The following is a 25193-nucleotide window of genomic DNA, read 5'->3' as shown; positions in this document are numbered from 1 at the left end:
CGCCCTCACCTCATGGTCGGCCCTCGGCGGGAGCCGGGGGCCGCTCGTCCTCCAGCCCCTCGACGAAGTGGTCGAACTCGCCCGCCTGGACGCCCAGGACGAACGCGTCCCACTTCCTGCGGGTCGTGGTGACGACGTTCTCCGGGTCGCCGGTCTCCCGGATGTAGACCAGGTCGTCTGCGCCGAAGGCGAGTTCGATCCAGGGACCCGGCCCCGTCGCGTCGTCCGGCGCGGCCCGCACCCAGTCGAGATCCGAGGGGATGTCAGTCACGGTCCTGTTCCTTCTTGAGGGTGCGGAGGAGGGAGTGGAAGGCCGCGGGGGCGGCGGTGAGTATCGCTCCGCGGGGGTCGCCGGACTCGGTGAGGTGGATCGCGCCGGAGGCGCGCTCTCCGGCCAGGTGTATGCAGGCTTCTCCCTCGCCGCAGTAGGAGGACTTCTGCCAGATGGCGATGCGCATGTCGGGTCCTTTCACAGGTCCTGGGCGATGTCGTGGATGAACTCCCGCGAGGCATGGGGGCCGAGTGCGAGGTCCGTCATGCGCTCCAGGAGTACGCGGTACTTGTCGAGCTGGGCCTCGGCGTCGAGCAGTGCGGAGCCGTGGGACTGATCGAGGTGCACCGTGTCGAGCTGGGGGACCGCTCCACGGGCGTACAGGATCGACTGTCCGGACCCGGGGTAGGCGCCTGCGGCGAACGGGATGACCTGGACGGCGATGTGCTTGTGCTCGCTCATGTCGAGGATGTGCCGGAGTTGCTTCTTCGTGACTGCTGGGCCGCCGAACTGCATGCGCAGGGCGGCTTCATGGATGACGGCCCGGTACGGCGTGGGGGAGTCGTTGAAGAGGACGGCCTGACGCTTGATCCGGAACGACAGCCGGTGCTCGATGTCGGGCGGTGAGAGTTCCGGTACGACCTGGCGGAAGACCTCGCGGGCGTGATCGTGGATCTGGAGCAGACCGGGGACGTGGGCGGTGATCCCTGCGGTCAGACGGATGGCGTGATGCTCCATCTCGGCCAGGTCGATCAGGCTGCCCGGCAGGATCTCCCGGTACTCCTCCCACCAGCCGCGCACGCGTTGAGCGGTCATGTCGCTGAGCGCTTGGACCAAGGCTCTGTCCATGCAGTCGTAGTGGGAGGCGAGTGTGTGGACGCGTTCGGCGCTCACACCGACCCGCCCGGCTTCCATGTTGCTGACCTGAGTCTGCTTGATGCCCATGAGTTGACCGGCCTCGGTCGACGTCAGGCCCGCGCGTTCGCGGAGTTTGCGCAGCTCCGTGCCGAAACGGAGCTGGCGACCCGTCGGATTCGTCCTCACGGGTTCGCTGCCTCCTTGCTGGTGCTCGTCACTCACATGGGTGGTAGTAAAGCCGATTCTCGCGATCCGGTGAATGCCTTTACTGGGCGCGGCTACCTTATTGCTGGGGCCCCGCCCAGAAGCACCCCGCTCGACGGAGCGGCCGCGGTCACTGGGCACCGTAGCGAAACGACACCACCCAACTCCCCTCCGTGATCGGAGACTTCCGTGGCCACCGTATCCCCGCCCTGGTCGTACACCCTCCAACTCCCGCACGATTCACGCGCCCCGGGTATCGCCCGCGTCACCCTCCGGGCGGTTCTCGCCGCGCACCAGCTCGCCGAACTCACGCCCACGGCCGAGTTGTTGGCCTCCGAACTCCTCACCAACGCCCATCTGCACGCACCGGGCCCCAGTGCCCTGCGCGTCCTGTGGGCGGAACCCGGCCGGCTGCGGGTCGCCGTGTGGGACACGGACCCGACCGTTCCGTCCGGATTCCGGGAGGGCACCCCCGTGGATCTGCCCCAGCGGGACGCCGAGCACGGCCGGGGGCTGCACCTCGTACGGGCCTGCGCCGACGCGTGGGGGGTGTCCGTCCTGCGTGAGCTGGGGGCGTCGCGGGGCGGGAAGCTGCTGTGGGCGGAGTGCCGCGACGCCGGGCGGGCGCGGGGCTGAACCGGGGTGTGGTGCCCCTCGGGCTCCAGTGGCCGAGCGAGGTGGGTCTTCTCAGGTGATACTCGGACGGGTCCGAGGTTTTTCTCACCCGCTTGCGGCAAGGTGAGGGGCGATGAAGCGCATCCGCATCACCCGTCTCCCAGACACCCGGCGGCCCGCACTGCTCGGTGCGGCCCTCGTGCTGCTGGCGGTGACGTCCTCGTCCGTCGCGGCGGCCGACGACGGTCCCGGGCCGTTCGGCGTGACCGTCCAGGCCGCCGAGAACGGCCGGAACGCGCGCGTGGGCGCCCTGTTCCACGGGAGCGCCGCGAGCGGAGGCAAGGGCGGCCACTTCTGCACCGCCTCCGTCGTGCACAGCGAGGGGCGGGACCTCGTCCTCACCGCCGCCCACTGCCTGGACGGCGAGGCGCAACTGTCCTTCGCGCCCGGCTTCCGGGACGGCGCGGCGCCGTACGGGTTCTGGGACGTCCAGGGCGTCTTCCTCCCCGAGGGGTGGCTGAACGACCAGGACGAGGACAGTGACGTCGCCTTCGCCGTCCTCGGCACCCGTGACGGCAAGGAGGTCGAGGACGTCGTCGGCGGGAACGCCTTCGCCGCGCACCGCGCCACCGGGGCCACCGCCGTCACGGTCACCGGATACCCCGGCAGCGTCGACACCCCCATCACCTGCACCGACAAGCCCACCGCGCAGAGCCGTACACAGCAGCGCGTCGAATGCCCCGCCTTCGCCGGCGGAACCAGCGGCAGTCCCTGGGTGAACGGGGACGGAGCGGTCGTCGGTGTCATCGGCGGCCACGAGCAGGGCGGGGACACCGACGACGTCTCGTACAGCGTGGTGTTCGGGAGCGAGGCGGCGGAGCTCTACGGGGTCGCGGCGGCCGCTCCCCCGAGGGCTGTCTCTCCTCCCGCCTGACTGGTGGTCGGACGGAGCGCCTCGTGGCCTCCGAAGGACCGGAACGGGCAGGTCACAGGGTTTTGAGGTGGTGAAGGTCATCTAAATCGTGACGCTCCTGGGCCCCTGGCCGGCTGATCTTTATGGCAAGGTCTGTCCGGTGGACGGACTCAAGCCTCAGGACCCCGCGCAGATAGGCGCACACACACTGCTCGCACGGCTCGGTGCCGGAGGTATGGGGCAGGTCTATCTCGGGCGGTCGCCGGGTGGGCGGCTCGTCGCCATCAAGGTGATCCGGGACGAGATCACCGACCATCCGGACGCGTTGGCACGGTTCCGGCGCGAGGTGGAGACCGCCCGGGCGGTACGGAGCGCGTACACCGCGAATCTGATAGACGCCTCGCTCGACTCGACTCCCTACTGGCTGGCGACCGAGTACGTCGCGGGGCCCACGCTCAGCAAAGCGGTCACGGAGCGGGGGCTGTTCCCCGTCGAGACGTGTCGTGGCCTGTTCGCCGCGCTCGCGGAGGGGCTTGCCGCCGTTCACGCGCACGGCGTCACCCACCGGGACCTCAAGCCGCTGAACGTCATCCTCGGCACCCAGGGGCCGCAGCTCATCGACTTCGGTATCGCCCGCGGAGTGGACCAGACCGCGCTCACCGACGCGGGCTTCGCGTCCGGAACGCCCGGCTTCACCGCACCCGAAGTGCTGATGCGCAATGAGGTGGGCCCGGCAGCAGACGTGTTCGCGCTGGGGGCGACGATCGCGTACGCGGCGACCGGACGAGCTCCCTTCGGTGTCGGCGACTCGGCCGCGGTCAGTTATCGGGCCGTTCATGAGGCCATCGATCTGGCGGGCGTGGAACCTGAGCTGTCGGCCCTCGTCGAGGAGTGCGTGGCGAAGGAGCCGGAGAGACGTCCGCGGCTGGACGAGGTGATCGCGCGGTGCGGGGTGCGCTCGGCGCTCGTCGAGGACCCGTTCTATCGAGGGCTCACCGTGTCGGCGGAGGCGGCGCCCCAGGCATCGCCGGTTGCGATGGCTCAGCAGGACCAGCAGCCGGGGCTGCACGCCCTGCCGACGTCCGGCGCACCGTACGCGGCCGGAACGCCGAACGGGGCTCACGGCTATACGCCGACCCAGGTCACCCAGCCGGTTTCGGCTGCCCGGCGCGGCAAGGCGGTATGGGCGACCGTCGTGGGGATCGGGCTCGTGGTGGGAGTCGGTACGGCGCTGGTGGCCACCCTGCTCTCCGGCAAGGGAGATCCCGACGGGAACGAGGCGAGCGGGTCCGGCAAGAACAGGGCGAGCGCGTCGGCCAAGGCGAGCGAGCCCGCCAAGCGCGCGGCGAGCCGGTCCGCCGGCCCGGCGGCGACCTCGGCGGCACCGACGACGCCGGCCGACGACACGTCGACGGCCGAGCCGACGTATGTCGAGGAGACGAGCCCGTCGCGGGACTACTGGACGGCGGACGCGAACTCCCAGTACGGGCTGGGCACCTGCGGGCTGCCCCCCGAGGAGCGCAACGATCAGTTCCAGTTCTCCGTCTCCGAAGCGGGCTCCGACGCCCCGTACACGTCAGGCAAGGGCCGCGTCGGCATCCGTCTGAAGTACGCGGATCCCCAGCCCGGAGAGCACTACTACCTGTCGGTCGTCGTGAAGCCGCCGCACGAGATCGACTCGGACACGGGCAAGCCCTTTACGGGAGGACTCCGGAGCAACCTCAGCCTGGGGTACACGAGCAGGCCCGTGGACCTGTACCAGCACTACCGAACGGACCCGGACAACAACTGGCTGGACTTCAAGTACCCCGACGATTTCCAGGACTACGTGAACGGCAAGAAGTACGGGGACGCCATCCCCGTCGGGAACGACCCGGGTGACTGGACGGTTCTCTTCCTCCACGTCAAGAGCCCGAAGGAGTACGCGAGCATCGCCTGTGACGGCTTCGCCGTGAGGTAGGCCCTGGAGGAAACGCTGCCACTCTCTGCCCAAATGGCTTTGAACAGAGCTCGGATGGGGGAGAGTTGGGCCGTGCGGAAAGTATGGGTGGCCGTTGGGGCGGCTGTCGGGCTCGGCCTGAGCTTCGTCATGCTGCTCGTCGTCGGCGTGTACATCGTCGCCGGGAACCTGGCCAACGGTGTAGGCGCGGGTGGCGTCGGGCTCGCCAAGGGCGCTGTCCCCGCCGCCTACCGAACGCTCGTGCAGCGGTGGGGCAACCTGTGTTCCGCCATCGACCCCGCACTCCTTGCCGCTCAGCTGTACCAGGAGAGCGGTTGGGACCCGAACATCGTCAGCCGGGCCGACGCGCGTGGCATCGCCCAGTTCATCCCCGGCACCTGGGCGACGCACGGCATCGACGGCAACGGTGACGGCAAGCGCGACATCTGGGATCCGAATGACGCTATTCCATCGGCCGCGTCGTACGACTGCGAGCTCGCGAAATACGTCAAGGACGTGCCGGGCGACACGTCGGACAACATGCTCGCCGCCTACAACGCGGGCGCGTACCGTGTCATAAAGGCGGGTGGGGTTCCGCCTATTCGCGAGACCCAGAACTACGTCAAGGTGATCCGCACTCTGGCCAAGAGCTTTGCCGCGCCGGTGACCCGCGTGGACCCCTCGAGGCAGGCCGCGGCGGCGATCACATACGCGCAGAACAAGCTCGGAACGCCCTATCTGTGGGGCGGCAACGGCACCGCTGACCAGGGCGGACGATTCGACTGCTCGGGTCTGACCAAGGCCTCGTACGACAGTGTCGGGGTGAGTCTGCCGCGGGTCGCCAACGACCAGTACAACGCGGGGCCGCACCCCGGGCGGGAGGAACTCCTGCCCGGGGACCTGGTGTTCTTCTCGGACGACCTCACCAACTCCCGGGCCATCCGGCACGTGGGTATCTATGTGGGCGGCGGATACATGATCGACGCCCCCCGGTCTGGAGCCGTCATCCGTTTCGACCCCGTCGACACGCCCGACTACTTCGGGGCCACCCGGGTGACCGCGGACGGCGCGAAAGCATTGCCCACTTCGGTATGAATCCGCCCTCTGATCTGCGGCGATGTATCTCTCTTCGATAACGTGTGCGTGATCGTTCCGTGGAGGGTGGAACGTAATGGAGGGGACCGTGCGTTCCTTTTGACGTAGAGAACTGATCTACAACCACGGGGGTGGATCGAGCGGCGCGCGAATGGGCGCGGCCGCGGGAAAGACGACGAAGGGGCCGCAGTGCCATGGCTGGACTCGCCGAATCCGGTTCGAACCCCGACGTCGACCTGCTGTACGACATCAATGGCCTGGCCAAGCACGCGCCGCACTGGTTCGACCGGATCATGGAGTTCGTCGGCGAGTGGGGTCTGCTCCTCGCGATGGTCCTGCTGGTCCTGTGGTGCTGGTCGACCGTGCGGCGGCGCGGCGGGGCCGACGCGGCGTCGTCCGTGGCCGGACTCGTCTGGGCGCCGCTCGCGGCCGGTGTCGCTCTTCTCGTGAACGTTCCGATAAGGGACTTCGTGCAGCGTCCGCGCCCCTTCGTCGACCACTCGGGTGTCGACGTCCTCGTGAGCGGCAAGACCGGCTTCTCCTTCGTCAGCGACCACGCGACGATCACCATGGCGATGGGCGTCGGACTCTTCGTCGCCAACCGGAGGTTCGGGCTCGTGGGGATAGGGCTCGCGCTGTTCGAAGGCTTCTGCCGGGTCTACATGGGCGTGCACTACCCGACGGACGTCATCGGCGGGTTCGCCCTCGGCACGGCCGTCGTCCTGCTGCTGTCGCCGCTCGCCATGGCCCTGTTGACCCCGGTCATGAAAGCCGTGGAGACGGCACCGCGCGCGGGACGGCTGGTCCGCGCGCGGTCCGCCGCACCCGCCGGGCAGGAGACCCTGATCCCGGGGGCGTGCGCCGAGCACACGGAGGAACGGGACCTCGCCGCGTAGGGCCCGAACCGCCTGGTGCCGGTGCCGACGCGACCGGGCACCTCGGACGCCGACGCCGACGGCGACGGCGATGCCGACGGCGGCCGGGGCGACTCGGGTTACAGCGCCTGCGGGAACGAGAAGAAGCGGTTCGGGTCGTACTGGTGCTTCAGCGCCGTGAGACGGGTGGCCGCGTCGCCGTAGTACGCCTTGCGCCAGTCGGTCAGCGTCGCGTCGGTGTAGTTCTGGTAGGCCGCACCCGAGGCGTACCGGGCCATCGCGTTGTGGGCGCCGGTCAGCCAGGACTGGGCGGTGGCGCCGGAGGTGCCCGCCCGCCAGGAGACGATGTACTGCGCGAGCATGCGCGAGCGGCGATGTACGAACGCGGTGGACGTGGGCGCGACGCGGTTGACGGCGCCGCCGAGCGCGGTGAGCGCGATGCTGCCCGTGCCGCCCCGGACCGCTGAGATCTGGTTCAGGAGTGTCTGGACGCCTGCCGCCGAGATCGAGCGGTCGAAGAAGTCCGAGCGTGCTCCGTACGTCTCGCGGCCGAGGGCGCCCTGCGGGCTGCGGCCCGGCGTCGAACCCGGCAGGTGGCACTGGGCGTCGGCGGAGAACGACGAGCAGCCCGCGTACACCTCCATCGACTCCTCGTACGAGCGCCTCTTGAGGGAGACGCTGCGCGCGGGGGAGCCGATCCGCTCGGCCAGCCGGTCCACGGCGTTCTGGAGTTCGCCGTAGGTGCCGAGCGAGAAGGCGGCTATGGAGACGGTGGGCGTGCCGCCGGCCGCGTTGGCCAGGTGGCAGGACGACCAGATCTCGTCGGGCTGGCTCGGACCCCACTCCTGCCAGGCCTTCACCACGGCGGCGGCCTTGGCCCACGGCCAGGTCATGTACGCCGAGACACCCTGCGGTGCCGGGTGGGTCCTGAAGCGGAGCTCGGTGACGACGCCGAAGTTGCCGTTGCCGGCACCGCGCAGGGCCCAGAACAGGTCCTTGTTCTCGGTGGCGTTCGCGGTGAGCTGCTTGCCGTCGGCGGTGATCAGCGTCGCCTGGGTGAGGCTGTCGCAGGTCAGTCCGTACGCCCGTGACACGACCCCGTGGCCGCCGCCCAGGGTCAGCCCGGAGACACCCACGGTGGGGCAGGAACCCGCGGGGATGGTGACGCCCTTCGCGGCCAGGGCGCGGTAGACGTCGATCAGTTTGGAACCGGCGCCGACGACCGCCTCGTTGGCCGAGGCGCGGATCTTGTTGAGCTTGGAGACGTCGATGATCAGACGGCCGTCGCCGGAGGACCAACCCGCGTAGGAGTGGCCGCCGTTGCGGATCGACACCTTCACGCCGTGGGCACGGGCGTAGTCCATCGTCGTGCGGATGTCGTCGGCGTGCGCGACATAGGCGACGGCCGCGGGCTTCAGGTTGTCGAAGCGCGTGTTGTACAGCTGGTGGGCGGCAGGCCAGCTGTGGTCGCCGGGGCGGAGCAGGGCGCCGTCGAGCTGATGGGACAGTGCCAGCCAGTTGGCGGCCGCGCGACTGCTCGCGGTCGCCGTGCGGATGCCGGTGGTCGCGGTGCTCGCGGCGTCCGTGCTGCTGGCCGTCGCGGCGGCTTTGCCGTCGCCGCTGTCACTGCCGTTGCAGGCGGACGTCGCCGCCGCCGCGAGGACGGCGGTGGCTCCGCCGATGAACGAACGCCGTTGCATGTGCGCCTCCCGTGGGTTCCGTGGAACGAGACGGGCCCACGGGCCCGGGGGTTCCGCGTGCGCATGTCGCAGAACCGCTACAGCACACCGCATCCCAGCACGCCCGCTCCTGGGCGGGCGCGGCGGGGTGGGGTATGGGGTGGGGAGGGCGGGGGAGGCGGCCGTGGCGCTGCTCCGCCGGGCTAGACGGTCACCGTCATGGTGTGGGCCGCCCCGTCCGTGCGGGCCTGGCTTCTGGCGCGGCGGGCCGGGCCTCGCCAGCCGCAGGTGCAGCGGGCCAGGCAGAAGGGGCCTTGCTCGACCGTGGTGGTGCGGTGGTCGGGGAGAGGGGCCGTCTCGTCCAGATGCTCCACACCCACAACGTTACCCAAGCCAAGTGAACGGATTCCTCTCGCGTGACGGGCGTCCGTACCCGTCGTTAACCGGAAGGACGGGAAGGCCCGGGACGGACCGGCTGGGGGTCGGTGGACGATGGTGGCGCAGCAGCAGGGACGGGCGGCGGTCGTGGCCGCGTTCGTCGCGGCGGGGCTCGTGGTCTGTGGCACCGGATGTTCGGGCGGCGGGGCGACCGCGGCGGGCGTCCGTGCCCGGCCCGGCACCGTCGAGACACTGCGTCAGGCCGTGGCCGCGCTGGAGCGCGCCGGCAGTTCGAAGGCCAGTACGTCGATGGAGATGGCCACCGGTGGGACCCGGGTCACCATCCGCGGGCAGGGCGTGTACGACTTCAGGAAGCAGACGGGGCGGCTGAAGGTGGTGCTGCCGCAGGACCCCGCGGGCGCGGCCGAGCACCGGCCGATCACCGAACTCCTCGCCCCGGGCGCTCTGTTCATGAAGAACCGGGGCGCCGGAGTGCCCGCCGACAAATGGGTCCGCGTCGCGACGGCCGGTCTCACGGACGGGAACCTGGTCACGGGCGGTGCCACCGACCCGTACGCCGCGGCCGAGCTGCTGCGCGGCGCGCGGGCGGTGACGTATGTGGGGAAGACCGAGGTCGCCGGGATCCCGGTACGGCACTATCGCGGGACCGCCGACCTCGACGTCGCCGCGAGGGACGCCTCGGAGGGGCAGCGGCCGGCGCTGAGGGCGGCAGCGAGAGGGTTCGCCACCGCCGAGGTGCCCTTCGACGCCTACCTCGACGACCAGGGGCGACTGCGCAAGGTCCGGCACCGGTTCAGCTTCGTCAACGGTCAGCGGAAGGGCACCGTCGCCGTCGCCTCGACGATTCTGCTGTACGACTTCGGCAGCCCCGCCGCCGTTCGACTGCCGGATTCCTCGGACATCTTCGCCGGGAAGATCGCGGAGTAGTGGATTCCGGAGGGATGGGCAAGAGCATCCGGAGCGGTAGCTTCACAGGAGGGCCGGAAATGGCCCTTCCGTGCCATGCGCGTTGTGTAGGCCGCTCCCTACTCTAGGAAGTCGGTGACGGCAGGAAGAGGTGACGCGCGTGGCTCCGGTCGGCGGTACGGCAGTTCAGGACCACGTGGCCCTCGCCGAGATCGAGCTGTGCGGCGAGCTGATCATCGCGGCCTCGACGGCCCACGAGGACCGGCTCAGCCTGGAGAGCATCGACGCGGTGCTGAATGTGGCCGAAGAGCGTGCCCATGACCAGCGGAGCGCGGAGGACTAGTCCTTTCGGGAGCCGCTGTCTCCCGCCCCTCGCGACTCCCAGGTGCGGAGGACCGGTCCCGCCGGGGGGTGTGGAGGACCGGTCCCGTCGGGGGGCTCCGGAGGGCCGGTGCCTCCGGGAGGTCCTGTGTCTCGTGATCCCGCGACCGTCAGGTGCGGAGCAGGCGGCCGATCGCCTTCGTCGCTTCCTCGACCTTCGCGTCGATCTCGTCGCCGCCCTTGAGGGCCGCGTCCGCGACGCAGTGGCGCAGGTGCTCCTCCAGGAGCTGGAGGGCGAAGGACTGGAGGGCCTTCGTGGAGGCGGACACCTGGGTGAGTATGTCGATGCAGTAGACGTCCTCGTCGACCATCCGCTGGAGGCCGCGGATCTGCCCCTCGATGCGGCGCAGCCGCTTGAGGTGCTCGTCCTTCTGCTCGTGGTAGCCGTGGATGCCGCGGTCGTGGTCGGTCACGATCTCCTGCGCGTCGCCGGAGGGCGCCGTCGCGCCGGCCTCTGTGGTCGTCATCGCGTCCTCCTGCTGGATCCGATCGGCGATCCTGTCTGAAACGCCACTTACATATACCCCTGGTGGGTATATGGTATCGAACTTTGCTGGGTATGGAGCCCTTGCCCGGCGGCGGTACCGGACCCCGTGCTGATCACTGTGCCCGATGGGCGACACTGGGGGACGGCCCATTAGCCGTGGCCGGATGATGCGCCTAGCATCAGCCTGACCGAAACCGAAGCATCCCGAGGACCCCAACGTGCGCTTTCGTCTGACCCCCAGGGAGACGAGCTTCTACGACATGTTCTCCGCATCCGCGGACAACATCGTCACGGGCTCGAAACTCCTGATGGAACTGCTCGGGGCGGACGCTTCCGCTCGGGCCGAGATCGCAGAGCGTATGAGGGCCGCGGAACACGCTGGTGACGACGCGACACACGCGATCTTCCACCAGCTGAACTCCTCCTTCATCACGCCCTTCGACCGCGAGGACATCTACAACCTCGCCTCCTCCCTCGACGACATCATGGACTTCATGGAGGAGGCCGTCGACCTGGTCGTCCTCTACAACGTCGAGGAACTGCCCAAGGGCGTCGAGCAGCAGATCGAGGTGCTGGCCCGGGCCGCGGAGCTGACCGCCGAGGCGATGCCCAACCTGCGGACCATGGACAACCTCACGGAGTACTGGATCGAGGTCAACCGTCTGGAGAACCAGGCGGACCAGATCCACCGCAAGCTGCTGGCCCACCTCTTCAGCGGCAAGTACGACGCCATCGAGGTGCTGAAGCTCAAGCAGATCGTCGATGTGCTGGAGGAAGCGGCCGACGCGTTCGAGCACGTGGCGAACACGGTGGAGACCATCGCCGTCAAGGAGTCCTGACCCGTTCATGGACACCTTTGCTTTGATCGTGACCATTGGGGTCGCGCTCGGTTTCACGTACACCAACGGCTTCCACGACTCGGCGAACGCCATCGCCACCTCCGTGTCCACGCGCGCCCTGACGCCGCGGGCCGCGCTCGCCATGGCGGCGGTGATGAACCTCGCCGGCGCGTTCCTCGGCAGCGGGGTCGCCAAGACCGTCAGTGAGGGGCTGATCCAGACGCCCGAGGGCTCGAAGGGGATGGGCATCCTCTTCGCGGCGCTCATCGGCGCGATCACCTGGAACCTGATCACCTGGTACTTCGGTCTGCCGTCCTCGTCCTCGCACGCACTGTTCGGCGGCATGGTCGGCGCGGCGCTGGCCGGTGGCACGACGGTCTACTGGAGCGGCCTGCTCGACAAGGTCATCATCCCGATGTTCGTCTCGCCGATCGTCGGTCTGCTCGTCGGTTATCTCGTGATGACCGTGATCATGTGGATGTTCCGGCGGTCCAACCCGCACAAGACCAAGCGCGGATTCCGGATCGCGCAGACGGTGTCGGCGGCCGGCATGGCGCTCGGACACGGTCTTCAGGACGCCCAGAAGACGATGGGCATCGTGGTGATGGCGCTCGTCATCGCCGACGTCCAGGGGCCGAACGACCCGATCCCGGTCTGGGTGAAGATCGTCTGCGCGGCGATGCTGTCGCTGGGGACGTACGCGGGTGGCTGGCGCATCATGCGGACGCTCGGGCGGAAGATCATCGAACTCGATCCGCCGCAGGGCTTCGCCGCCGAGACGACCGGTGCGTCGATCATGTTCACCACGGCCTACCTCTTCAAGGCGCCGATCTCCACGACCCACGTCATCACCTCGGCGATCATGGGTGTCGGGGCGACGAAGCGGGTGAACGCGGTGCGGTGGGGCGTCGCCAAGAACATCGTCCTCGGCTGGTTCATCACCATGCCGGCGGCGGCGATCGTGGCGGCGTGCAGCTTCTGGGTCGTGAACCTGGTGTTCCTGTAGGAGCGGGTTCGCTTCCGCGGCGCCTGGTTTTGTCGGGGCCGGTCCTCCGAGAGGGCCGGCCCTTGGTGTTTCCCTGTTTCCGCTCCGCGGGGTGGCGGGCCTGGCTGCACCCGGCCTGTGGGGCGGTGGGCGCCGGCTGTATCCGGCCAGCGCGGGCAGGCGGGTTTTCGGCGGGTTCGGCCCCGAGGGTTTCGCCCCCTCCGCCCCTTCCCTTCCCGACCCCGGGGGCTGCGCCCCCAGACCCCCCTCGGCCTGAACGGCCTCGTCCTCAAGCGCCGGACGGGCTGGATGGTGCCGGGCGCGTGAGATCGCGGGGGCGTACGGCTGCGAGTGGGGGCAGCCCCTGGGCGGATGGCTTCGGGGGTGTCTGCCCCGCCTTCCGGGGACAGGGAACACCGAACGGCACCGCCCCGGAGGCCAGGGGCAGGGAACGGAACGGGTTCGCCCCCGGCCTCCGGGGGCGAGGGGAACGGAACGGGTCCGCCCCTGGAAGCCGGGGGTGGGGGAAACGAACGGGCCCGCCCCCGGGAGCCAGGGGCGGGCCCTTCTCGTCCTCGCGGTGGCACCGCCATGCAGCACCGCGAGGGGTTTTCCGGAGGCGGTCCGGTCAGCCGAAGCGACCGGAGATGTAGTCCTCCGTGGCCTGGACGGACGGGTTGGAGAAGATCCGCTCCGTGTCGTCTATCTCGATGAGGCGGCCGGGCTGGCCGACCGCGGAGAGGTTGAAGAACGCGGTGCGGTCGGAGACGCGGGCGGCCTGCTGCATGTTGTGCGTCACGATGACGATCGTGAAGCGCTCCTTCAGCTCGCCGATCAGGTCCTCGATGGCGAGGGTGGAGATCGGGTCCAGGGCCGAGCAGGGCTCGTCCATGAGGAGGACCTGCGGCTCCACCGCGATCGCCCGCGCGATGCAGAGACGCTGCTGCTGACCGCCGGACAGGCCGGAGCCGGGCTTGTTCAGCCGGTCCTTGACCTCGTTCCAGAGGTTCGCGCCCTTGAGGGACCGCTCGACGACGTCGCTGAGCTCGGACTTCTTGTAGGAGCCGTTCAGCTTCAGGCCCGCCGCCACGTTGTCGAAGATCGACATCGTGGGGAACGGGTTGGGGCGCTGGAAGACCATGCCGATGGTGCGGCGCACGGCGACGGGGTCGATCCCGTTCCCGTAGAGGTCCTCGTCGTCGAGGAGCACCTTGCCCTCGACGCGGCCACCGGGGGTGACCTCGTGCATGCGGTTCAGGGTGCGCAGGAAGGTCGACTTGCCGCAGCCGGAGGGGCCGATGAAGGCCGTCACGGAGCGGGGCTCGACCGTCATCGAGATGTCTTCGATCGCCTTGTGGGCGCTGTAGTAGGCGGTGAGACCGCTTACGTCGATTCGCTTGGCCATGTCAGTCACTGCTTCTTTCGCAAAGGATCGGGTCGCTGATCGGCCGCGTCAGCGGCCCGTCTTGGGGGCCTTCCAGCGTGCGATGGCGCGCGCCCCCATGTTGAGAATCATGACGAACAGGATGAGCACCAGTGCCGCTGCCCAGGCCCGGTCGGTGGCCACATCGGTTCCGGCGCTGTACTGACGGTAGATGTACAGCGGGAGCGAGGCCTGCGGGCCGTCGAACGGGTTGTTGTTGATGAAGTTCGTACCCCACACCAACAGCAGCACAGGAGCGGTCTCGCCGGCGATACGGGCGACCGCGAGCATCACACCCGTGGTGATACCGCCGATGGACGTCGGCAGAACCACCTTGATGATGGTGCGCCACTTCGGGATGCCGAGGGCGAGGGAGGCCTCGCGCAGCTCGTTCGGGACGAGCTTGAGCATCTCCTCGGTGGAGCGGACCACCACGGGCATCATCAGGATCGCCAGGGCCATCGCGCCGGCGAAGCCGGAGTAGCCCATGCCCAGGATCAGGATCCAGAAGCTGAGAACGAACAGACCGGCGACGATCGACGGGATGCCCGTCATGACGTCGACGAAGAAGGTGACCGCGCTCGCGAGCTTGCCGCGTCCGTACTCGACGAGGTAGATCGCGGTGAGGACACCGATCGGCACGGCGATCAGGGTCGCGATGCCCACCTGCTCCAGGGTGCCGAGGAGCGCGTGGTAGATACCGCCACCGGGCTCGTTGTCGGCGACGACACCCATGGAGTGGGTCAGGAAGTACATGTCGAAGGCCTTGGCGCCACGCTTGACGGTCTCCCAGATCAGGGAGGCCAGCGGGATGACGGCGATGACGAAGCAGGCCCACACCACGGTGGTGGCGATGCGGTCCTTGGCCTGGCGGCGGCCCTCGACGCGGGCGGCGATGACGTACGTACCGAGGACGAAGAGGATCGCGGCGATCAGGCCCCACTGGACCTTGCTGTCCAGGCCGGCGCCCAGGCCGATGCCCACGGCCACGGCGACGGCACCCGCGGCGATGGCCCAGGAGGACCACTTGGGGAGGGTGTTGCCGCGCAGCGTGCTGACGTGCTTTCGGGTGACGGGTGCGTTGCTCATGCGTTGGCCCCCGAGTACTCCTTGCGGCGGTTGATGATGTAGCGCGCCGCGCCGTTGACCAGCAGCGTGATGACGAACAGGACGAGACCCGAGGCGATCAGGGCGTCCTGGCCGAACACGGTGGCCTCGTTGAACTTGCTCGCGATGTTCTGCGCGAACGTGCCGCCGCCCGGGTCGAGCAGGCTGGCCTGGATGTCGAAGTTCGGGGAGAGCACGGTGGCGACGGCCATCGTCTCGCCGAGCGCGCGGCCGAGGCCGAGCATCGAGGCGGAGATCACGCCGGAGCGGCCGAAGGGCAGCACCGACATGCGGATGACCTCCCAGCGCGTGGCGCCGAGGGCCAGCGCGGCTTCCTGGTGCATCTGCGGCGCCTGGCGGAAGACCTCACGGCTCACGTTGGTGACGATCGGAAGGATCATGATCGCGAGCAGGAGGCCGACGGTGAGCATCGAGCGGGGCGCTCCGCCCTGCCAGGCGAAGATGCCGGTCCAGCCGAAGTAGTGGTCGAGCCAGCCGAACAGGCCGTTCAGGTGCGGCACGAGGACGATGGCGCCCCAGAGGCCGTACACGATGGACGGGACGGCGGCGAGCAGGTCGATCACGTACGCGATGGGTCCGCCGAGCTTGCGCGGCGCGTAGTGCGTGATGAACAGCGCGATTCCGACCGCGACCGGGACCGCGAGGGCCATGGCGATGATCGCGGAGACCACCGTGCCGAAGGCCAGCACCGCGATGCCGAAGACCGGCGGAATGGTGTTGGTGTTCCACTCGAACGTCGTGAGGAAGTTGCCCTCGTTCTTGCTGAGCGCGAGGGAGGCGCGGTAGGTGAGGAAGACCGCGATGGCGGCCATGATCACCAGGAGGAGGATGCCGGAACCGCGGGACAGCGCGAGGAACACGCGGTCGCCGGGGCGGGTGGCGCCGCGGGCGGCGCGCTTCCGCGTGGCACCCGAAGATCGTGGGGTGGGGGGAGGTGCGTCAGTGTTTGTCGTTATGTCCATCGTGAGTCTCCGGTCTGCGGAGCCGGATCGAGTGGCGGCTCCAGGCGGCGGTGCACCGGACGGTGCGGCCCGCCTCGGCGAGGCGGGCCGCACTCTTGGGTCAGCCCAGGTTCGAGATGGTGGAACGAACCTTGGTGATGATCTCGGCGGGGATCGGGGCGTACTGGGCGGCCGTCAGCTGGTTCTGGCCGTCCTCGCTCGCGATGTAGGTCAGGAAGGACTTGGTGGCGGCCAGGGTGTCGGCCTTGTTGCCCTTCTCGCAGAGGATCTCGTAGGTGACCAGCGTGAGCGGGTACGCGCCCTCGGCGGTCGGCTTGTAGTTGAGCTTCAGGGCCAGGTCGTTGCCGGTGCCGACGACCTTGGCGGTGGAGATCGCCTTGGTGGCGTTCTCGACGGTGGCCTTGACCGGGGCGGCGGCGTCCGTCTTGAGGTCGACGGCCTTGATGCCGTCAGCGGCGTAGGAGAGCTCGAAGTACGAGATCGCGCCGGGGGTCTGCTTCACCTGCTGGGCGAGGCCGGCGGAACCCTGGGCGGACTGGCCGCCCTGCGCCTGCCACGCCTTGCCGCCGGAGTACTTCCAGTCCGCCGGGGCGGTGGCGATGAGGTACTTGGTGAAGTTGTCCGTGGTGCCGGACTCGTCCGAGCGGTGGAACGCCTGGATCTTGGTGCTGGGGAGCGTCGCGGAGGGGTTCAGCTTCTTGATGGCCGCGTCGTCCCACGTCTTGATCTTGCCGTCGAAGATCTTGGCGATCGTCGAGGCGTCCAGAACCAGGTTGTCGACACCGGGGACGTTGTAGCCGACCGCGATGGGGCCACCGACCATGGGCAGGTCGATCGCGGCGTTGCCGCCACAGGCCTTCTTGGCGGCCGCGGCGTCCTCGGGCTTCAGGGCGGAGTCCGAACCGGCGAACGCGGTCTGACCCTGGGTGAACGCCGTGACACCGGCGCCCGAGCCGGTCGGGTTGTAGTTGATCTGAACGTCCTTGCAGGCGGCCGTGTAGGCCTTCACCCAGGCGTCGATCGCGTTCTTCTGAGCGGAGGAACCGGAGGCCTGCAGCTGGCCCTTGGCGTTGTCGCACTTGATGGAGCCGGTGTTGCCGGCCGAGGCCGAGCTGCTGCTGCCGCTGGACGCGCCGGTGTCGTCAGAGCCGCACGCCGTGAGGGCCAGGGCGCCGGAGACGGCGAGAGCACCGAGGGTGAGGGCACGCCGGTTCATGCGCTGAAGCTTCACTTCGGGAGTTCCTTCCAGGAGCCGCCGTCTGAGTGGCGGCGTGCGATGTCTGCGTACTGCGGTCAGTAGCGATGAGGAGGGTTCGCCCTGGGGCGTCCTTCGCACCGTGTAAGGCCGAAATTAAGCAGATCAGGTGAAGGCGCCGAAGGTCGTAAGTGAACGGAGGGTGAACCCCTGAAGGCGGTGCGGTGAGGTCACGGAACGCTCACGTCGAGGACACGGCTGTGTCCCGGCAGAGGGGTCCAAAAGGGAAACTCCAGGTAATCGAACGGGTGCGTTCGCGTTCTGCGGTACCCATGTTCCCGTCATGCCTCATTCGCCTCAGTTTCCTCCTGAGCACCAGCGAAGGGCGCGCTCGTCACGGTGAGTGTCCGTCCGCGGCTGGAACCCGCCGCTCCGCACGCGGCGACGTGCCGCTCCGGATGCCGGGCGGCGCCCTCCTGTACAGGGCCCTCCTGTACAGGGGAACACGTCAGGCGAGACGCAGCGCGTCCAGCAGCGCGTCCACCAGATCGCGGTCGCGGGGCTGGGTGAGGCGATGGCGGGCGGCGGTGGGCGAGAGCCACAGGACGCGGTCGACCTCGTCGTTCGGGGCGAAGCGGCCGGCGGCGGCCTCGGCGGCCCAGTAGCGGACCTCCTTGGGGCGGCCGGCGACGAGATAGCGGAGCGTGGGGAGGACGGCGCCGGGGACGGCGTCGTAGCCCGTCTCCTCCTCCACGAACTTCGATCACGGTCAACAACGTTGCAGGTCAGAGCGTATTCGGGAGCAACACGGCAACATGGAAACCATGGGACGTGCATCTGTGGTCCAGGCGGCGGGCTGCGTGCTGTGGCGCCGTTCGTCTGCTCGTCAGCTGGAACTGGCGTTGGTCTACAGGCCTAGGTGGGCTGACTGGTCCTGGCCCAAGGGAAAGCTGAAGCGGGGAGAGACGCACGAAGAGGCGGCTCATCGTGAAGTGCTGGAAGAGACTGGTCATACGTGCCGTTTGGGGTCGGCGCTCCCTACCGCCTTCTACGTCGACCATCAGAGCCGACTCAAGGAAGTCCGCTACTGGGTAGCTGAGGCGACTGGTGGAGCCTTCGCACCCAACGACGAAGTCAGCGATCTTGTCTGGCTCACGCCGGACGAGGCCCGTGAGCGAGTCACACACGAGAGGGACCGGGACCTGGTCTCAGCCGCGCTCATCGCCATCGTCACGGACGAAGACACGAGGGGGCTGTGATGGGGGAGCAACAGGAACGGCGCTGGGACGGGCCGTCGGCTGTCAGTGAGCACTTTCAGCGTTGCTGCTCCAGGGTGAGGATGGCGGCGGCGATTGACGTCATTCGATTCGGGCTGCATCGCGCCCTGCGGAAGATCCGCCATGACTTCAGTCGTGCGATGCCGCGCTCGACCGGTGCCCGTGCTGCGGACAACGCGCGGTTGACCGTTCGCTGGGTTGGTGTGAGGTCGCGACCGGGCGGGCGTCTGAAGGGTGTCGTCAGCCACGGGCTGGCTCCCATGTAGGCACGGTCGGCGAGGACCGGGACGCCTTGGCGTTCGCAGGTCCGGATGATCCGGTGGGCGCGGGCTGCGGTCAGGTCGTGCGCGCGGCCGGGCGGTGCGGGCGAGATCCACAGCAGTCGCCCCTCCGGGTCGGTCACCACCTGCACGTTCACGCCGTGTCGGCGGTGTTTGGCGGAGTAGTCGGCCCGGCCGTCGCCCAGAGGCGGTCACACTCCGCGAGAGTGCCGTCGAGCAGGACGTAGTCGGGATCGGTCTCGCGCAGCACCTTGAGCAGGCCCGGCGCGCGGTCGGCGAGCAGGCTCATGACCGCGGTGGTGTAGGCGTGAGCGGTGCCCACCGAGATGCCGGAGCCGACGGCGATCTGGGCGAGCGTGTCGTGCTTACGCAGGTACGTCAGACCGACGAGCGCACGTTGGTGCGGCGGGAGTTTGCATCGTCGGTCACCTTCGCGGGTGACGATGAGCATCGTGCCCCATTCGACCAGTGCGTGGGGCAGGTCGAGTGCGGCAGGACAGGGAACCAACGCGGCTCCTGTGCTGGTGGGGTGAGACTTCGAACACCTCCCTCAACGGCATGGGAGCCTCGTGCGTTGCGCATCCCGGTGGCATCCCCGATCGGTGGCCGCGCTGAAAGGCTCACTGACATCAAGTCGCTCCGAAAATTGACCGCTTCACGCTGGCGCAGGCATGACGATCACCGTCCGAGTGGTGAAGACTGGACAGATGCGTCACGATCCCGGCGGACTCCTGTTCATAGCGCTCGGTCTCGTACTTGTCGCCGCCGGCTTCGTCTGGCGGGGACGTGTCCTGCGCCCCCTCTCGGTGAAACGGGCCCAGGCGGCCGTGATCCGGGACCGTTCCAGAAACCTGCTGCGTTCGTCGGACATGGCGATCGCCGAAGCGCGCCGCCGGGCCGCGGGGGGCGAACCGGCCATCGTCACGGTCGGGGACGTGACCAGGGTGGCGTGCCAGCACTACGGACACCTCTTCGTGGAGCGCGAAGAAGCAGCTGCCGCACTCCGCCAGCGCTATGAGGCCGCCGACTGCCGGGTGGACTGTATGACCGACGCTTTCAACTGACTGCCTCCTCAGCGAGTGCTTGAGGCCAGGGGCGCCAAAGCCGTCACCTGATCGGTGGTCACGCTGAAAGGGCTCAATGAGTGCAAGGCCGGCTAGCGAGAGCGCCCGATCCTGGACCTAGGCGGCGTCGGGCTTTGGCGGCGATTCTTGGCCTTGATCATGAGGAGTAGTCTTCTTCTCCTTGCGCCAAGAGACTTGTAGAAGGTCGGGATCAAACGGGGCTTTGTCGCTCCGCTCCTTCGGTACTGGGAGAACTACAACCGAGACGAGAACTTGAGAAATGACTTCCTTTTTCTCGCCCAGTTCCATCTTTTCCCACTTCTTTCGACTCCAGTCGCGTAGTAGATTCCTCTTGGACTCTGCTCGGTGGTGTTCTTGTTCCTCTTCCTGAAGTGTATTGATGTTCCTATTGAAGCGTGTGAGCATGTCGTGTACGTCGCCCCATTCGACGTCTCCGTCTGCGACAGAATCCTTGATTTTCTTGCGCTGAGCGACTAGGCCGTCAAGCTTTTCTTGGCCCCTCCATGGCGCAGTTCGGGGCTTGGTTCCTGAAAAGTGCTTGTCCAGATAAGACAAAACCAGTTCCTCAAGGAACTCGTCTACTGGCGCGACTCGTCGGCCTACGCCCTTGCAATTGGCGTCACCACACCGGTAATAGTCGCCGTACTTGGCGTTCTTTCCGCCCGCCTTATTGCCGCTGAGCTTCGAGTAGCACACCTCGTCAAGGTCATTGATCCGACCGCAACGAAGAATCCCTGAGAAGAGGTATTTTCCTACGCGGGTGTTCTCTCCCCTTGGCGCCCCGGAAGTGGCGGGGTTCACCATCCCTCGGTGAAGGCGGTTCGCGTTAACCCCGGCCATAATCTGCTTCCAGGTCTCATAGCTCACCTGGTCAACGTCGGGCTCTGCGTACTCCCACTTGCCTAGCGTGGGTTCGCCTGTGTCAAGGTTCTTGACGATTTCCCCGCCAAGGATCCGGCCGCCCCACCATGCGGGATTCGTGACGGCACCCTTCACGCCCTGCTCGGACCACTTGCCACCCCGAGCGGTGAGGATTGGGTTCCCGTCCTTGTCCTTTTGCTGGTTGATCCAACCCGTGATGTGACGCCAAGAACGGCCGTCGGCACGCTTCCTGACCATCTGCATCAGGTACGACCACTCTGCGGGGTTCCTCTTCTCGTTGCTCAGGCGGCCCTCTCGCTTCTCCGGTCCAAGCCAGCCGAACCGGCGGGGACCACCGGGAATGGCTCCTTCTTCGGCCCGGTCTTTGGCGTTGCGCGTTGTCCTCTTCCGGATTTTGCGCACCTCGGCCTCGCCCGTTCCGGAGGTCACCAGGTCGGCGATGATCGTTCCGTCATCGTCGGCGAGGTTCAGGTGCGTCTTGTCTTCGATGAACGTTCCTGTCCCGTTCATGACCAGAGCGTCTTGCAGGGCGATGAAGTCGCGCGGGAGTCGCCAGACTCGCTCTCGCTCGACCGCGACACAGCCCATGAGCGGGATGCCGGTCTCTTCCTCGTAGCCGTGGGTGATGTCCTTGACCATCTGGAGAAAGGCGGGCCGGATGATTTCACGCTTGGCGGCCGTGAGGTTGTTGTCCTCGTAGCACACGACGACGGCGCAGTTGTGCAGGGCTGCGTTCCGCGCGTTGTTCTTGTGCTGGCGGCCGACCCCGATGGCGTCACCCTTCAGACGGTCGGCAGAGATGCGCGCCATGGAGGCGATGGGCGTTCTCCCGTCCAGCCACTTCTCGACCGTGCCGCCCTGGTCCAGGTGGGCTTGCAGCTCAGGAGCGACGTAGGACCGAGAGAACGTCTTCGACTGACGTGCAGGGTTCCTGGTATCGATCACCCAACGCAGCGTAGTGCACCGTGATAGCCGATGCTACGATTCGTCGTACTTGGGCCGGTGGACCAGGCAGATCTCCAGTCCGGAGTCGACCGGGGAGCAGCGCCACAGGACGCAGCCCGCCGCCTGGATGGTGTCGTCGGCCATGGGGCCTCCCTCACGGGGTGCGTACGGCTTCCTTCTGCCAGGCCTGCTGGAAGGCGAACCGTGCCGCCTCCACCTCGTGCCGCTGGTCGGCGTGCAGCACACCGAGCGCGTACGCCGTGGCGGGCGCGATGCGCGGGGTGCGGGCCGCCGACGCCGCGGCGGACGCCGCCTCCGACGCGTCCCGGTGCCGGTTGAGCGCCTTGCCCGCGCCGAGCAGGCGTACGTCGACGGGGCACTCCCCCTCGTGCAGCACCTCACTGGCGTAGCGGTGCAGCCGCAGCAGCAGCCGGACCTGGTGCCATGGCGCGTCCTGCGGCTGGGGAGCGGTGTCGGCCGAGAGGCCGTGCACGAGGGCCTCCGCGTTGTAGGGGTGGCCCGCGACGACCAGCGGCAGCGCGCTGACCGCGTCGGTCAGCCGCTCTCGGGCCGCGGCGGCCGGCGGACGCAGATCGGCCGTGTCCGCCCCCGGGGCCAGCGGGACCTCACTGGCGAGCACCGCGACGCTGTCGGCGACGGCGTGGAAGCGGGAGGAACCGAGCGCCTGGAGGGCCGCCGAGTGGGCGCGGGTCCGCGCGAGCGTCAGCTGGCGGTCGAGGAGCGCGCCCGCCTTCGCGGCGCCGACCGTCAGATTGCCCGTCCTGGGGGCCGCGGCCGGGGCCCGTCCGGCCTGGGCGGGCACCGCGGCCGTGCCCGACAGCCGGTTCAGCGCGCCGAGGAGCCGTTCCAGGCGGGCGGCGTAGGCGTGTTCGCGGGCCAAGGTGCCCGACAGCCAGGCCAGTTCGGGGCGCATTCCCTCCGACCAGTCCGCGTCGAGGAGCGGCCGGAAGGTGTGCAGGCTGCCGCTGATGCGGCGGGCGGAGCGGCGCAGGGAGCGCGCCGCGTCGCCGGACTCCCCGGCACCGCCCGCCGCGGTGGCACCGGTCTCCCGGTGCTGGCGCAGCGAGCGGAGGAACTCCGTTGCCTGGGCCCGCAGATAGCCCGCCAGGGCGTCACCGATCGGGGCACCTCCCTCGTCGAGGGGGGCCGCGGCCCTGGGGGCCGTCCCGGCCACGGAGCTGGTGGGGGGATCAAGGTGCTGCTGTGCCACGCCGGCGCCTCCGGGCGTCTATGAGCATCTCCTGGACGTTCCGCAGGGGCTGGCCCTCCGCGTCGGTCGCGTGGCGGATCCACTCGCCGTCGGGGCCGAGGTGCCAGGAGGCCGTGGTGTCGGACATGCCGGTCTCCAGCAGCCGGTTGAGGGCTGCGCGGTGAGCCGGGTCGGTGACCCTGACCAGGGCCTCGATCCGTCGGTCGAGGTTGCGGTGCATCATGTCGGCGCTGCCGATCCACACCTCGGGTTCGCCTCCGTTGCCGAAGGTGAAGACCCGGGAGTGCTCCAGGAAGCGGCCGAGGACGGAACGGACCCGTATGTTGTCGGACAGGCCCGTGACGCCGGGGCGGACGGCGCAGATCCCGCGCACCCATATGTCGACCGGCACACCGGCCTGGGACGCGCGGTACAACGAGTCGATGAGCGCTTCGTCCACCATCGAGTTGACCTTGATGCGGACGAAGGCCGGACGCCCGGCGTTGTGGTGCTGTACTTCCTTGTTGATCCGCGCGATCAGGCCGTCGCGCAGGGACTTGGGCGCGACGAGCAGACGGCGGTAGGTCTCGCGGCGCGAGTAGCCCGAGAGCCGGTTGAAGAGGTCGGAGAGGTCCGCGCCGACCTGCGGGTCGGCGGTGAGCAGTCCGAGGTCCTCGTACAGCCGGGCGGTCTTCGGGTGGTAGTTGCCGGTGCCGACGTGGGAGTAGCGGCGCAGGGTGTCGCCCTCCTGCCGGACCACCAGCGACAGCTTGCAGTGCGTCTTCAGACCGACGAGGCCGTACACCACATGGCAGCCGGACTCCTCCAGCTTCCGGGCCCACTTGATGTTCGCCTGCTCGTCGAAGCGGGCCTTGATCTCGACCAGGACGAGGACCTGCTTGCCGGATTCGGCCGCGTCTATCAGCGCGTCCACGATCGGCGAGTCGCCGGAGGTCCGGTAGAGCGTCTGCTTGATGGCGAGCACGTCCGGGTCGGCCGCGGCCTGCTCCAGGAAGGCCTGCACCGAGGTGGAGAACGAGTCGTACGGGTGGTGCAGCAGGACGTCGCGCTCGCGCAGCGCGGCGAAGATGTCCGGCGGGGACGCCGACTCGACCTCCGCGAGGTCGCGGTGGGTGCCCGCGATGAACTTGGCGTACTTCAGCTCGGGCCGGTCCAGGGCGCCGATGCCGAAGAGGCCCGTGAGGTCCAGGGGACCCGGCAGCGGGTACACCTCGGCCTCGGAGATCTTCAGCTCGCGGACGAGGAGATCGAGGACGTACCGGTCGATGGACTCCTCGACCTCCAGGCGCACCGGCGGCCCGAAGCGGCGCCGCATGAGCTCCTTCTCCAGGGCCTGGAGCAGGTTCTCGGCGTCGTCCTCCTCGACCTCCAGGTCCTCGTTCCGGGTGAGCCGGAAGGTGTGGTGCTCCAGCACCTCCATGCCCGGGAAGAGCTCCTCCAGGTGGGCCGCTATGACGTCCTCGATGGGGACGTAGCGGTTCGGGGAGGCCTCCAGGAAGCGGGAGAGCAGCGGCGGGACCTTGACGCGCGCGAAGTGGCGGTGGCCGCTGACCGGGTTCCGTACGACGACGGCGAGGTTCAGGGACAGGCCCGAGATGTACGGGAAGGGGTGCGCGGGGTCGACCGCCAGCGGGGTCAGGACCGGGAAGATCTGGTGCCGGAAGAGAGTGAACAGGCGCGCCTGCTCCTTCTCGGTGAGCTCGCTCCAGCGGACCAGGTGGATGCCCTCCTCCGCGAGCGCGGGGGCGACGTCCTCCTGGTAGCAGGCGGCGTGCCGGGCCATGAGTTCGCGGGAGCGGGCCCAGATCATCTCCAGGACCTCGCGGGGCTGGAGGCCCGACGCGGACTTGGTGGCGACACCGGTGGCGATGCGGCGCTTCAGGCCGGCCACCCGGACCATGAAGAACTCGTCCAGGTTGCTGGCGAAGATCGCCAGGAAGTTCGCGCGCTCCAGAAGGGGCGTGTTCGGGTCCTCCGCGAGTTCCAGAACGCGCTCGTTGAACGCCAGCCAGCTGCGTTCACGGTCCAGGAACCGGCCTTGCGGCAGCATGATCCCGTCCTGCACCAGGTCCTCGTACTCGTCGAGGTCGGCGTCGAGGTCTGGCTCCAGGTCGGAGACGTTGGCCGCGACGGTGTGCGGACGATGCGCGGCGATGGAGCCGACGGAGGGCTGCGGGTGCTGCACGGGTGCCTGGGCGCTTCGCTGGTTCATGAACCCATTCTTCCGTGCCGAGGGCGAGACCGGCGCGTCGGAGAGGGCGGGCACCAGCGCGCCGATGCGGAAATCCCCGTTCCGCATGGCTGGCGTACGCTCACTCCCCGTAGACGGTGAGGACTC

The 25193-nt window shown here is 68.6% G+C and carries 24 protein-coding genes and 3 pseudogenes; 11 read left to right on the top strand and 16 right to left on the bottom strand.

Going from position 1 to position 25193, the window contains the following annotated elements:
- Positions 1 to 10: 10 nt before the first annotated feature.
- From ACFYW8_RS11590 to ACFYW8_RS11580, 3 genes are read right to left on the bottom strand one after another with little or no spacing between them, the layout of a single operon-like run.
- On the bottom strand, positions 11 to 271 hold the full coding sequence (locus ACFYW8_RS11590) for a DUF397 domain-containing protein (RefSeq protein WP_365879090.1): 261 nt from the start codon (positions 269 to 271) through the stop codon (positions 11 to 13).
- Positions 264 to 458, bottom strand: coding sequence for a DUF397 domain-containing protein (locus ACFYW8_RS11585; RefSeq protein ID WP_389071038.1), 195 nt, complete (start codon positions 456 to 458; stop codon positions 264 to 266). Before ACFYW8_RS11585 ends, ACFYW8_RS11590 begins: the two co-directional genes overlap by 8 nt.
- 11 nt (positions 459 to 469) lie before the next feature.
- Complete coding sequence (locus ACFYW8_RS11580) at positions 470 to 1315, bottom strand: helix-turn-helix domain-containing protein (RefSeq protein ID WP_389071035.1); 846 nt, start codon at positions 1313 to 1315, stop codon at positions 470 to 472.
- Between the two features lie 207 nt (positions 1316 to 1522).
- On the opposite strand from ACFYW8_RS11580, the gene ACFYW8_RS11575 reads away from it, so the two are divergent.
- From ACFYW8_RS11575 to ACFYW8_RS11555, 5 genes are all read left to right on the top strand, one after another.
- Complete coding sequence (locus ACFYW8_RS11575; RefSeq protein WP_365879096.1) at positions 1523 to 1969, top strand: ATP-binding protein; 447 nt, start codon at positions 1523 to 1525, stop codon at positions 1967 to 1969.
- 112 nt (positions 1970 to 2081) lie between these two features.
- Positions 2082 to 2882, top strand: coding sequence for a trypsin-like peptidase domain-containing protein (locus ACFYW8_RS11570; RefSeq protein WP_365879098.1), 801 nt, complete (start codon positions 2082 to 2084; stop codon positions 2880 to 2882).
- A gap of 139 nt (positions 2883 to 3021) precedes the next feature.
- Entirely contained in the window at positions 3022 to 4821 is a 1800-nt protein-coding gene (locus ACFYW8_RS11565) for a serine/threonine protein kinase (RefSeq protein ID WP_389071027.1), read from the top strand.
- 72 nt (positions 4822 to 4893) lie between these two features.
- Entirely contained in the window at positions 4894 to 5895 is a 1002-nt protein-coding gene (locus tag ACFYW8_RS11560; protein ID WP_389071022.1) for an NlpC/P60 family protein, read from the top strand.
- A 194-nt stretch (positions 5896 to 6089) separates the two neighbouring features.
- Complete coding sequence (locus ACFYW8_RS11555) at positions 6090 to 6791, top strand: phosphatase PAP2 family protein (protein ID WP_389071018.1); 702 nt, start codon at positions 6090 to 6092, stop codon at positions 6789 to 6791.
- Between the two features lie 98 nt (positions 6792 to 6889).
- On the opposite strand, the gene ACFYW8_RS11550 is transcribed toward ACFYW8_RS11555, so the two are convergent.
- Both ACFYW8_RS11550 and ACFYW8_RS11545 read right to left on the bottom strand, forming a co-directional pair.
- Positions 6890 to 8470, bottom strand: a complete 1581-nt coding sequence (locus ACFYW8_RS11550; RefSeq protein WP_389071015.1) for an FAD-binding oxidoreductase — start codon at positions 8468 to 8470, stop codon at positions 6890 to 6892.
- 182 nt (positions 8471 to 8652) lie between these two features.
- Positions 8653 to 8823, bottom strand: coding sequence for a hypothetical protein (locus tag ACFYW8_RS11545; RefSeq protein ID WP_365879274.1), 171 nt, complete (start codon positions 8821 to 8823; stop codon positions 8653 to 8655).
- Positions 8824 to 8941: 118 nt separating this feature from the next.
- Here ACFYW8_RS11545 and ACFYW8_RS11540 point away from each other — a divergent pair, with 118 nt between their 5' ends.
- Positions 8942 to 9775 (top strand): hypothetical protein, encoded by an 834-nt coding sequence (locus ACFYW8_RS11540; protein ID WP_389071009.1) that lies wholly within the window; start codon positions 8942 to 8944, stop codon positions 9773 to 9775.
- 130 nt (positions 9776 to 9905) lie between these two features.
- Positions 9906 to 10097 (top strand): hypothetical protein, encoded by a 192-nt coding sequence (locus ACFYW8_RS11535; protein WP_365879111.1) that lies wholly within the window; start codon positions 9906 to 9908, stop codon positions 10095 to 10097.
- Between the two features lie 148 nt (positions 10098 to 10245).
- Here ACFYW8_RS11535 and ACFYW8_RS11530 read toward each other — a convergent pair whose 3' ends face one another.
- Entirely contained in the window at positions 10246 to 10602 is a 357-nt protein-coding gene (locus ACFYW8_RS11530) for a metal-sensitive transcriptional regulator (RefSeq protein ID WP_365879113.1), read from the bottom strand.
- Positions 10603 to 10840: 238 nt separating this feature from the next.
- Here ACFYW8_RS11530 and ACFYW8_RS11525 point away from each other — a divergent pair, with 238 nt between their 5' ends.
- The gene (locus ACFYW8_RS11525) at positions 10841 to 11461 is read left to right on the top strand and encodes a DUF47 family protein (protein ID WP_355841050.1); all 621 of its coding nucleotides are present in this window, start codon (positions 10841 to 10843) and stop codon (positions 11459 to 11461) included.
- Between the two features lie 7 nt (positions 11462 to 11468).
- Entirely contained in the window at positions 11469 to 12467 is a 999-nt protein-coding gene (locus ACFYW8_RS11520; protein WP_389070997.1) for an anion permease, read from the top strand.
- A 607-nt stretch (positions 12468 to 13074) separates the two neighbouring features.
- On the opposite strand, the gene pstB is transcribed toward ACFYW8_RS11520, so the two are convergent.
- The 5 genes and pseudogenes from pstB to ACFYW8_RS11495 all read right to left on the bottom strand — a co-directional run.
- Positions 13075 to 13851, bottom strand: coding sequence for a phosphate ABC transporter ATP-binding protein PstB (pstB, locus tag ACFYW8_RS11515; protein WP_261702108.1), 777 nt, complete (start codon positions 13849 to 13851; stop codon positions 13075 to 13077).
- A gap of 48 nt (positions 13852 to 13899) precedes the next feature.
- The gene (gene pstA, locus ACFYW8_RS11510; protein WP_389070990.1) at positions 13900 to 14958 is read right to left on the bottom strand and encodes a phosphate ABC transporter permease PstA; all 1059 of its coding nucleotides are present in this window, start codon (positions 14956 to 14958) and stop codon (positions 13900 to 13902) included.
- On the bottom strand, positions 14955 to 15959 hold the full coding sequence (gene pstC, locus ACFYW8_RS11505) for a phosphate ABC transporter permease subunit PstC (protein ID WP_389070986.1): 1005 nt from the start codon (positions 15957 to 15959) through the stop codon (positions 14955 to 14957). Before pstC ends, pstA begins: the two co-directional genes overlap by 4 nt.
- A 100-nt stretch (positions 15960 to 16059) precedes the next feature.
- Positions 16060 to 17175, bottom strand: a complete 1116-nt coding sequence (gene pstS, locus ACFYW8_RS11500) for a phosphate ABC transporter substrate-binding protein PstS (RefSeq protein WP_389070981.1) — start codon at positions 17173 to 17175, stop codon at positions 16060 to 16062.
- A gap of 487 nt (positions 17176 to 17662) precedes the next feature.
- Positions 17663 to 17908: pseudogene (locus tag ACFYW8_RS11495) on the bottom strand (DNA mismatch repair protein MutT); the annotation flags it as partial.
- Between the two features lie 70 nt (positions 17909 to 17978).
- Between ACFYW8_RS11495 and ACFYW8_RS11490 the strand changes: the two are divergent.
- The gene (locus ACFYW8_RS11490) at positions 17979 to 18413 is read left to right on the top strand and encodes an NUDIX hydrolase (RefSeq protein WP_389070976.1); all 435 of its coding nucleotides are present in this window, start codon (positions 17979 to 17981) and stop codon (positions 18411 to 18413) included.
- Positions 18414 to 18468: 55 nt separating this feature from the next.
- On the opposite strand, the pseudogene ACFYW8_RS11485 reads toward ACFYW8_RS11490, so the two are convergent.
- Positions 18469 to 19220, bottom strand: a pseudogene (locus tag ACFYW8_RS11485) (transposase family protein).
- Positions 19221 to 19404: 184 nt separating this feature from the next.
- Between ACFYW8_RS11485 and ACFYW8_RS11480 the strand changes: the two are divergent.
- Positions 19405 to 19776, top strand: coding sequence for a hypothetical protein (locus ACFYW8_RS11480; protein WP_389070973.1), 372 nt, complete (start codon positions 19405 to 19407; stop codon positions 19774 to 19776).
- 117 nt (positions 19777 to 19893) lie between these two features.
- Here the strand turns inward: ACFYW8_RS11480 and ACFYW8_RS11475 are convergent, their stop codons facing one another.
- From ACFYW8_RS11475 to ACFYW8_RS11460, 4 genes and pseudogenes are all read right to left on the bottom strand, one after another.
- Positions 19894 to 21624, bottom strand: coding sequence for a recombinase family protein (locus tag ACFYW8_RS11475; RefSeq protein ID WP_389070969.1), 1731 nt, complete (start codon positions 21622 to 21624; stop codon positions 19894 to 19896).
- Between the two features lie 39 nt (positions 21625 to 21663).
- Positions 21664 to 21768: pseudogene (locus ACFYW8_RS11470) on the bottom strand (DNA mismatch repair protein MutT); the annotation flags it as partial.
- 10 nt (positions 21769 to 21778) lie between these two features.
- Complete coding sequence (locus tag ACFYW8_RS11465) at positions 21779 to 22855, bottom strand: CHAD domain-containing protein (RefSeq protein ID WP_389070965.1); 1077 nt, start codon at positions 22853 to 22855, stop codon at positions 21779 to 21781.
- A complete protein-coding gene (locus ACFYW8_RS11460; RefSeq protein WP_389070960.1) occupies positions 22836 to 25067 on the bottom strand; it encodes an RNA degradosome polyphosphate kinase in 2232 nt (743 codons plus the stop codon). Before ACFYW8_RS11460 ends, ACFYW8_RS11465 begins: the two co-directional genes overlap by 20 nt.
- Between the last annotated feature and the right edge of the window lie 126 nt (positions 25068 to 25193).

This window comes from Streptomyces sp. NPDC002742, from assembly GCF_042888885.1.
In the GTDB taxonomy this organism is placed as follows: Bacteria; Actinomycetota; Actinomycetes; order Streptomycetales; family Streptomycetaceae; genus Streptomyces.
Note: the sequence above shows the minus strand (reverse complement) of the source record. Positions and strands in the feature narration are given on the sequence as shown.

Coding starts and splice junctions, on each gene's coding strand:
- ACFYW8_RS11555 (WP_389071018.1), top strand. CDS start 6,090: ATGGCTGGACTCGCCGAATCCGGTTCGAACCCCGACGTCGACCTGCTG.
- ACFYW8_RS11490 (WP_389070976.1), top strand. CDS start 17,979: ATGGGACGTGCATCTGTGGTCCAGGCGGCGGGCTGCGTGCTGTGGCGC.
- ACFYW8_RS11530 (WP_365879113.1), bottom strand. CDS start 10,602: ATGACGACCACAGAGGCCGGCGCGACGGCGCCCTCCGGCGACGCGCAG.
- pstC (WP_389070986.1), bottom strand. CDS start 15,959: ATGGACATAACGACAAACACTGACGCACCTCCCCCCACCCCACGATCT.
- pstB (WP_261702108.1), bottom strand. CDS start 13,851: ATGGCCAAGCGAATCGACGTAAGCGGTCTCACCGCCTACTACAGCGCC.
- pstA (WP_389070990.1), bottom strand. CDS start 14,958: ATGAGCAACGCACCCGTCACCCGAAAGCACGTCAGCACGCTGCGCGGC.
- ACFYW8_RS11540 (WP_389071009.1), top strand. CDS start 8,942: ATGGTGGCGCAGCAGCAGGGACGGGCGGCGGTCGTGGCCGCGTTCGTC.
- ACFYW8_RS11460 (WP_389070960.1), bottom strand. CDS start 25,067: ATGAACCAGCGAAGCGCCCAGGCACCCGTGCAGCACCCGCAGCCCTCC.
- ACFYW8_RS11550 (WP_389071015.1), bottom strand. CDS start 8,470: ATGCAACGGCGTTCGTTCATCGGCGGAGCCACCGCCGTCCTCGCGGCG.
- ACFYW8_RS11520 (WP_389070997.1), top strand. CDS start 11,469: ATGGACACCTTTGCTTTGATCGTGACCATTGGGGTCGCGCTCGGTTTC.
- pstS (WP_389070981.1), bottom strand. CDS start 17,175: ATGAACCGGCGTGCCCTCACCCTCGGTGCTCTCGCCGTCTCCGGCGCC.
- ACFYW8_RS11585 (WP_389071038.1), bottom strand. CDS start 458: ATGCGCATCGCCATCTGGCAGAAGTCCTCCTACTGCGGCGAGGGAGAA.
- ACFYW8_RS11570 (WP_365879098.1), top strand. CDS start 2,082: ATGAAGCGCATCCGCATCACCCGTCTCCCAGACACCCGGCGGCCCGCA.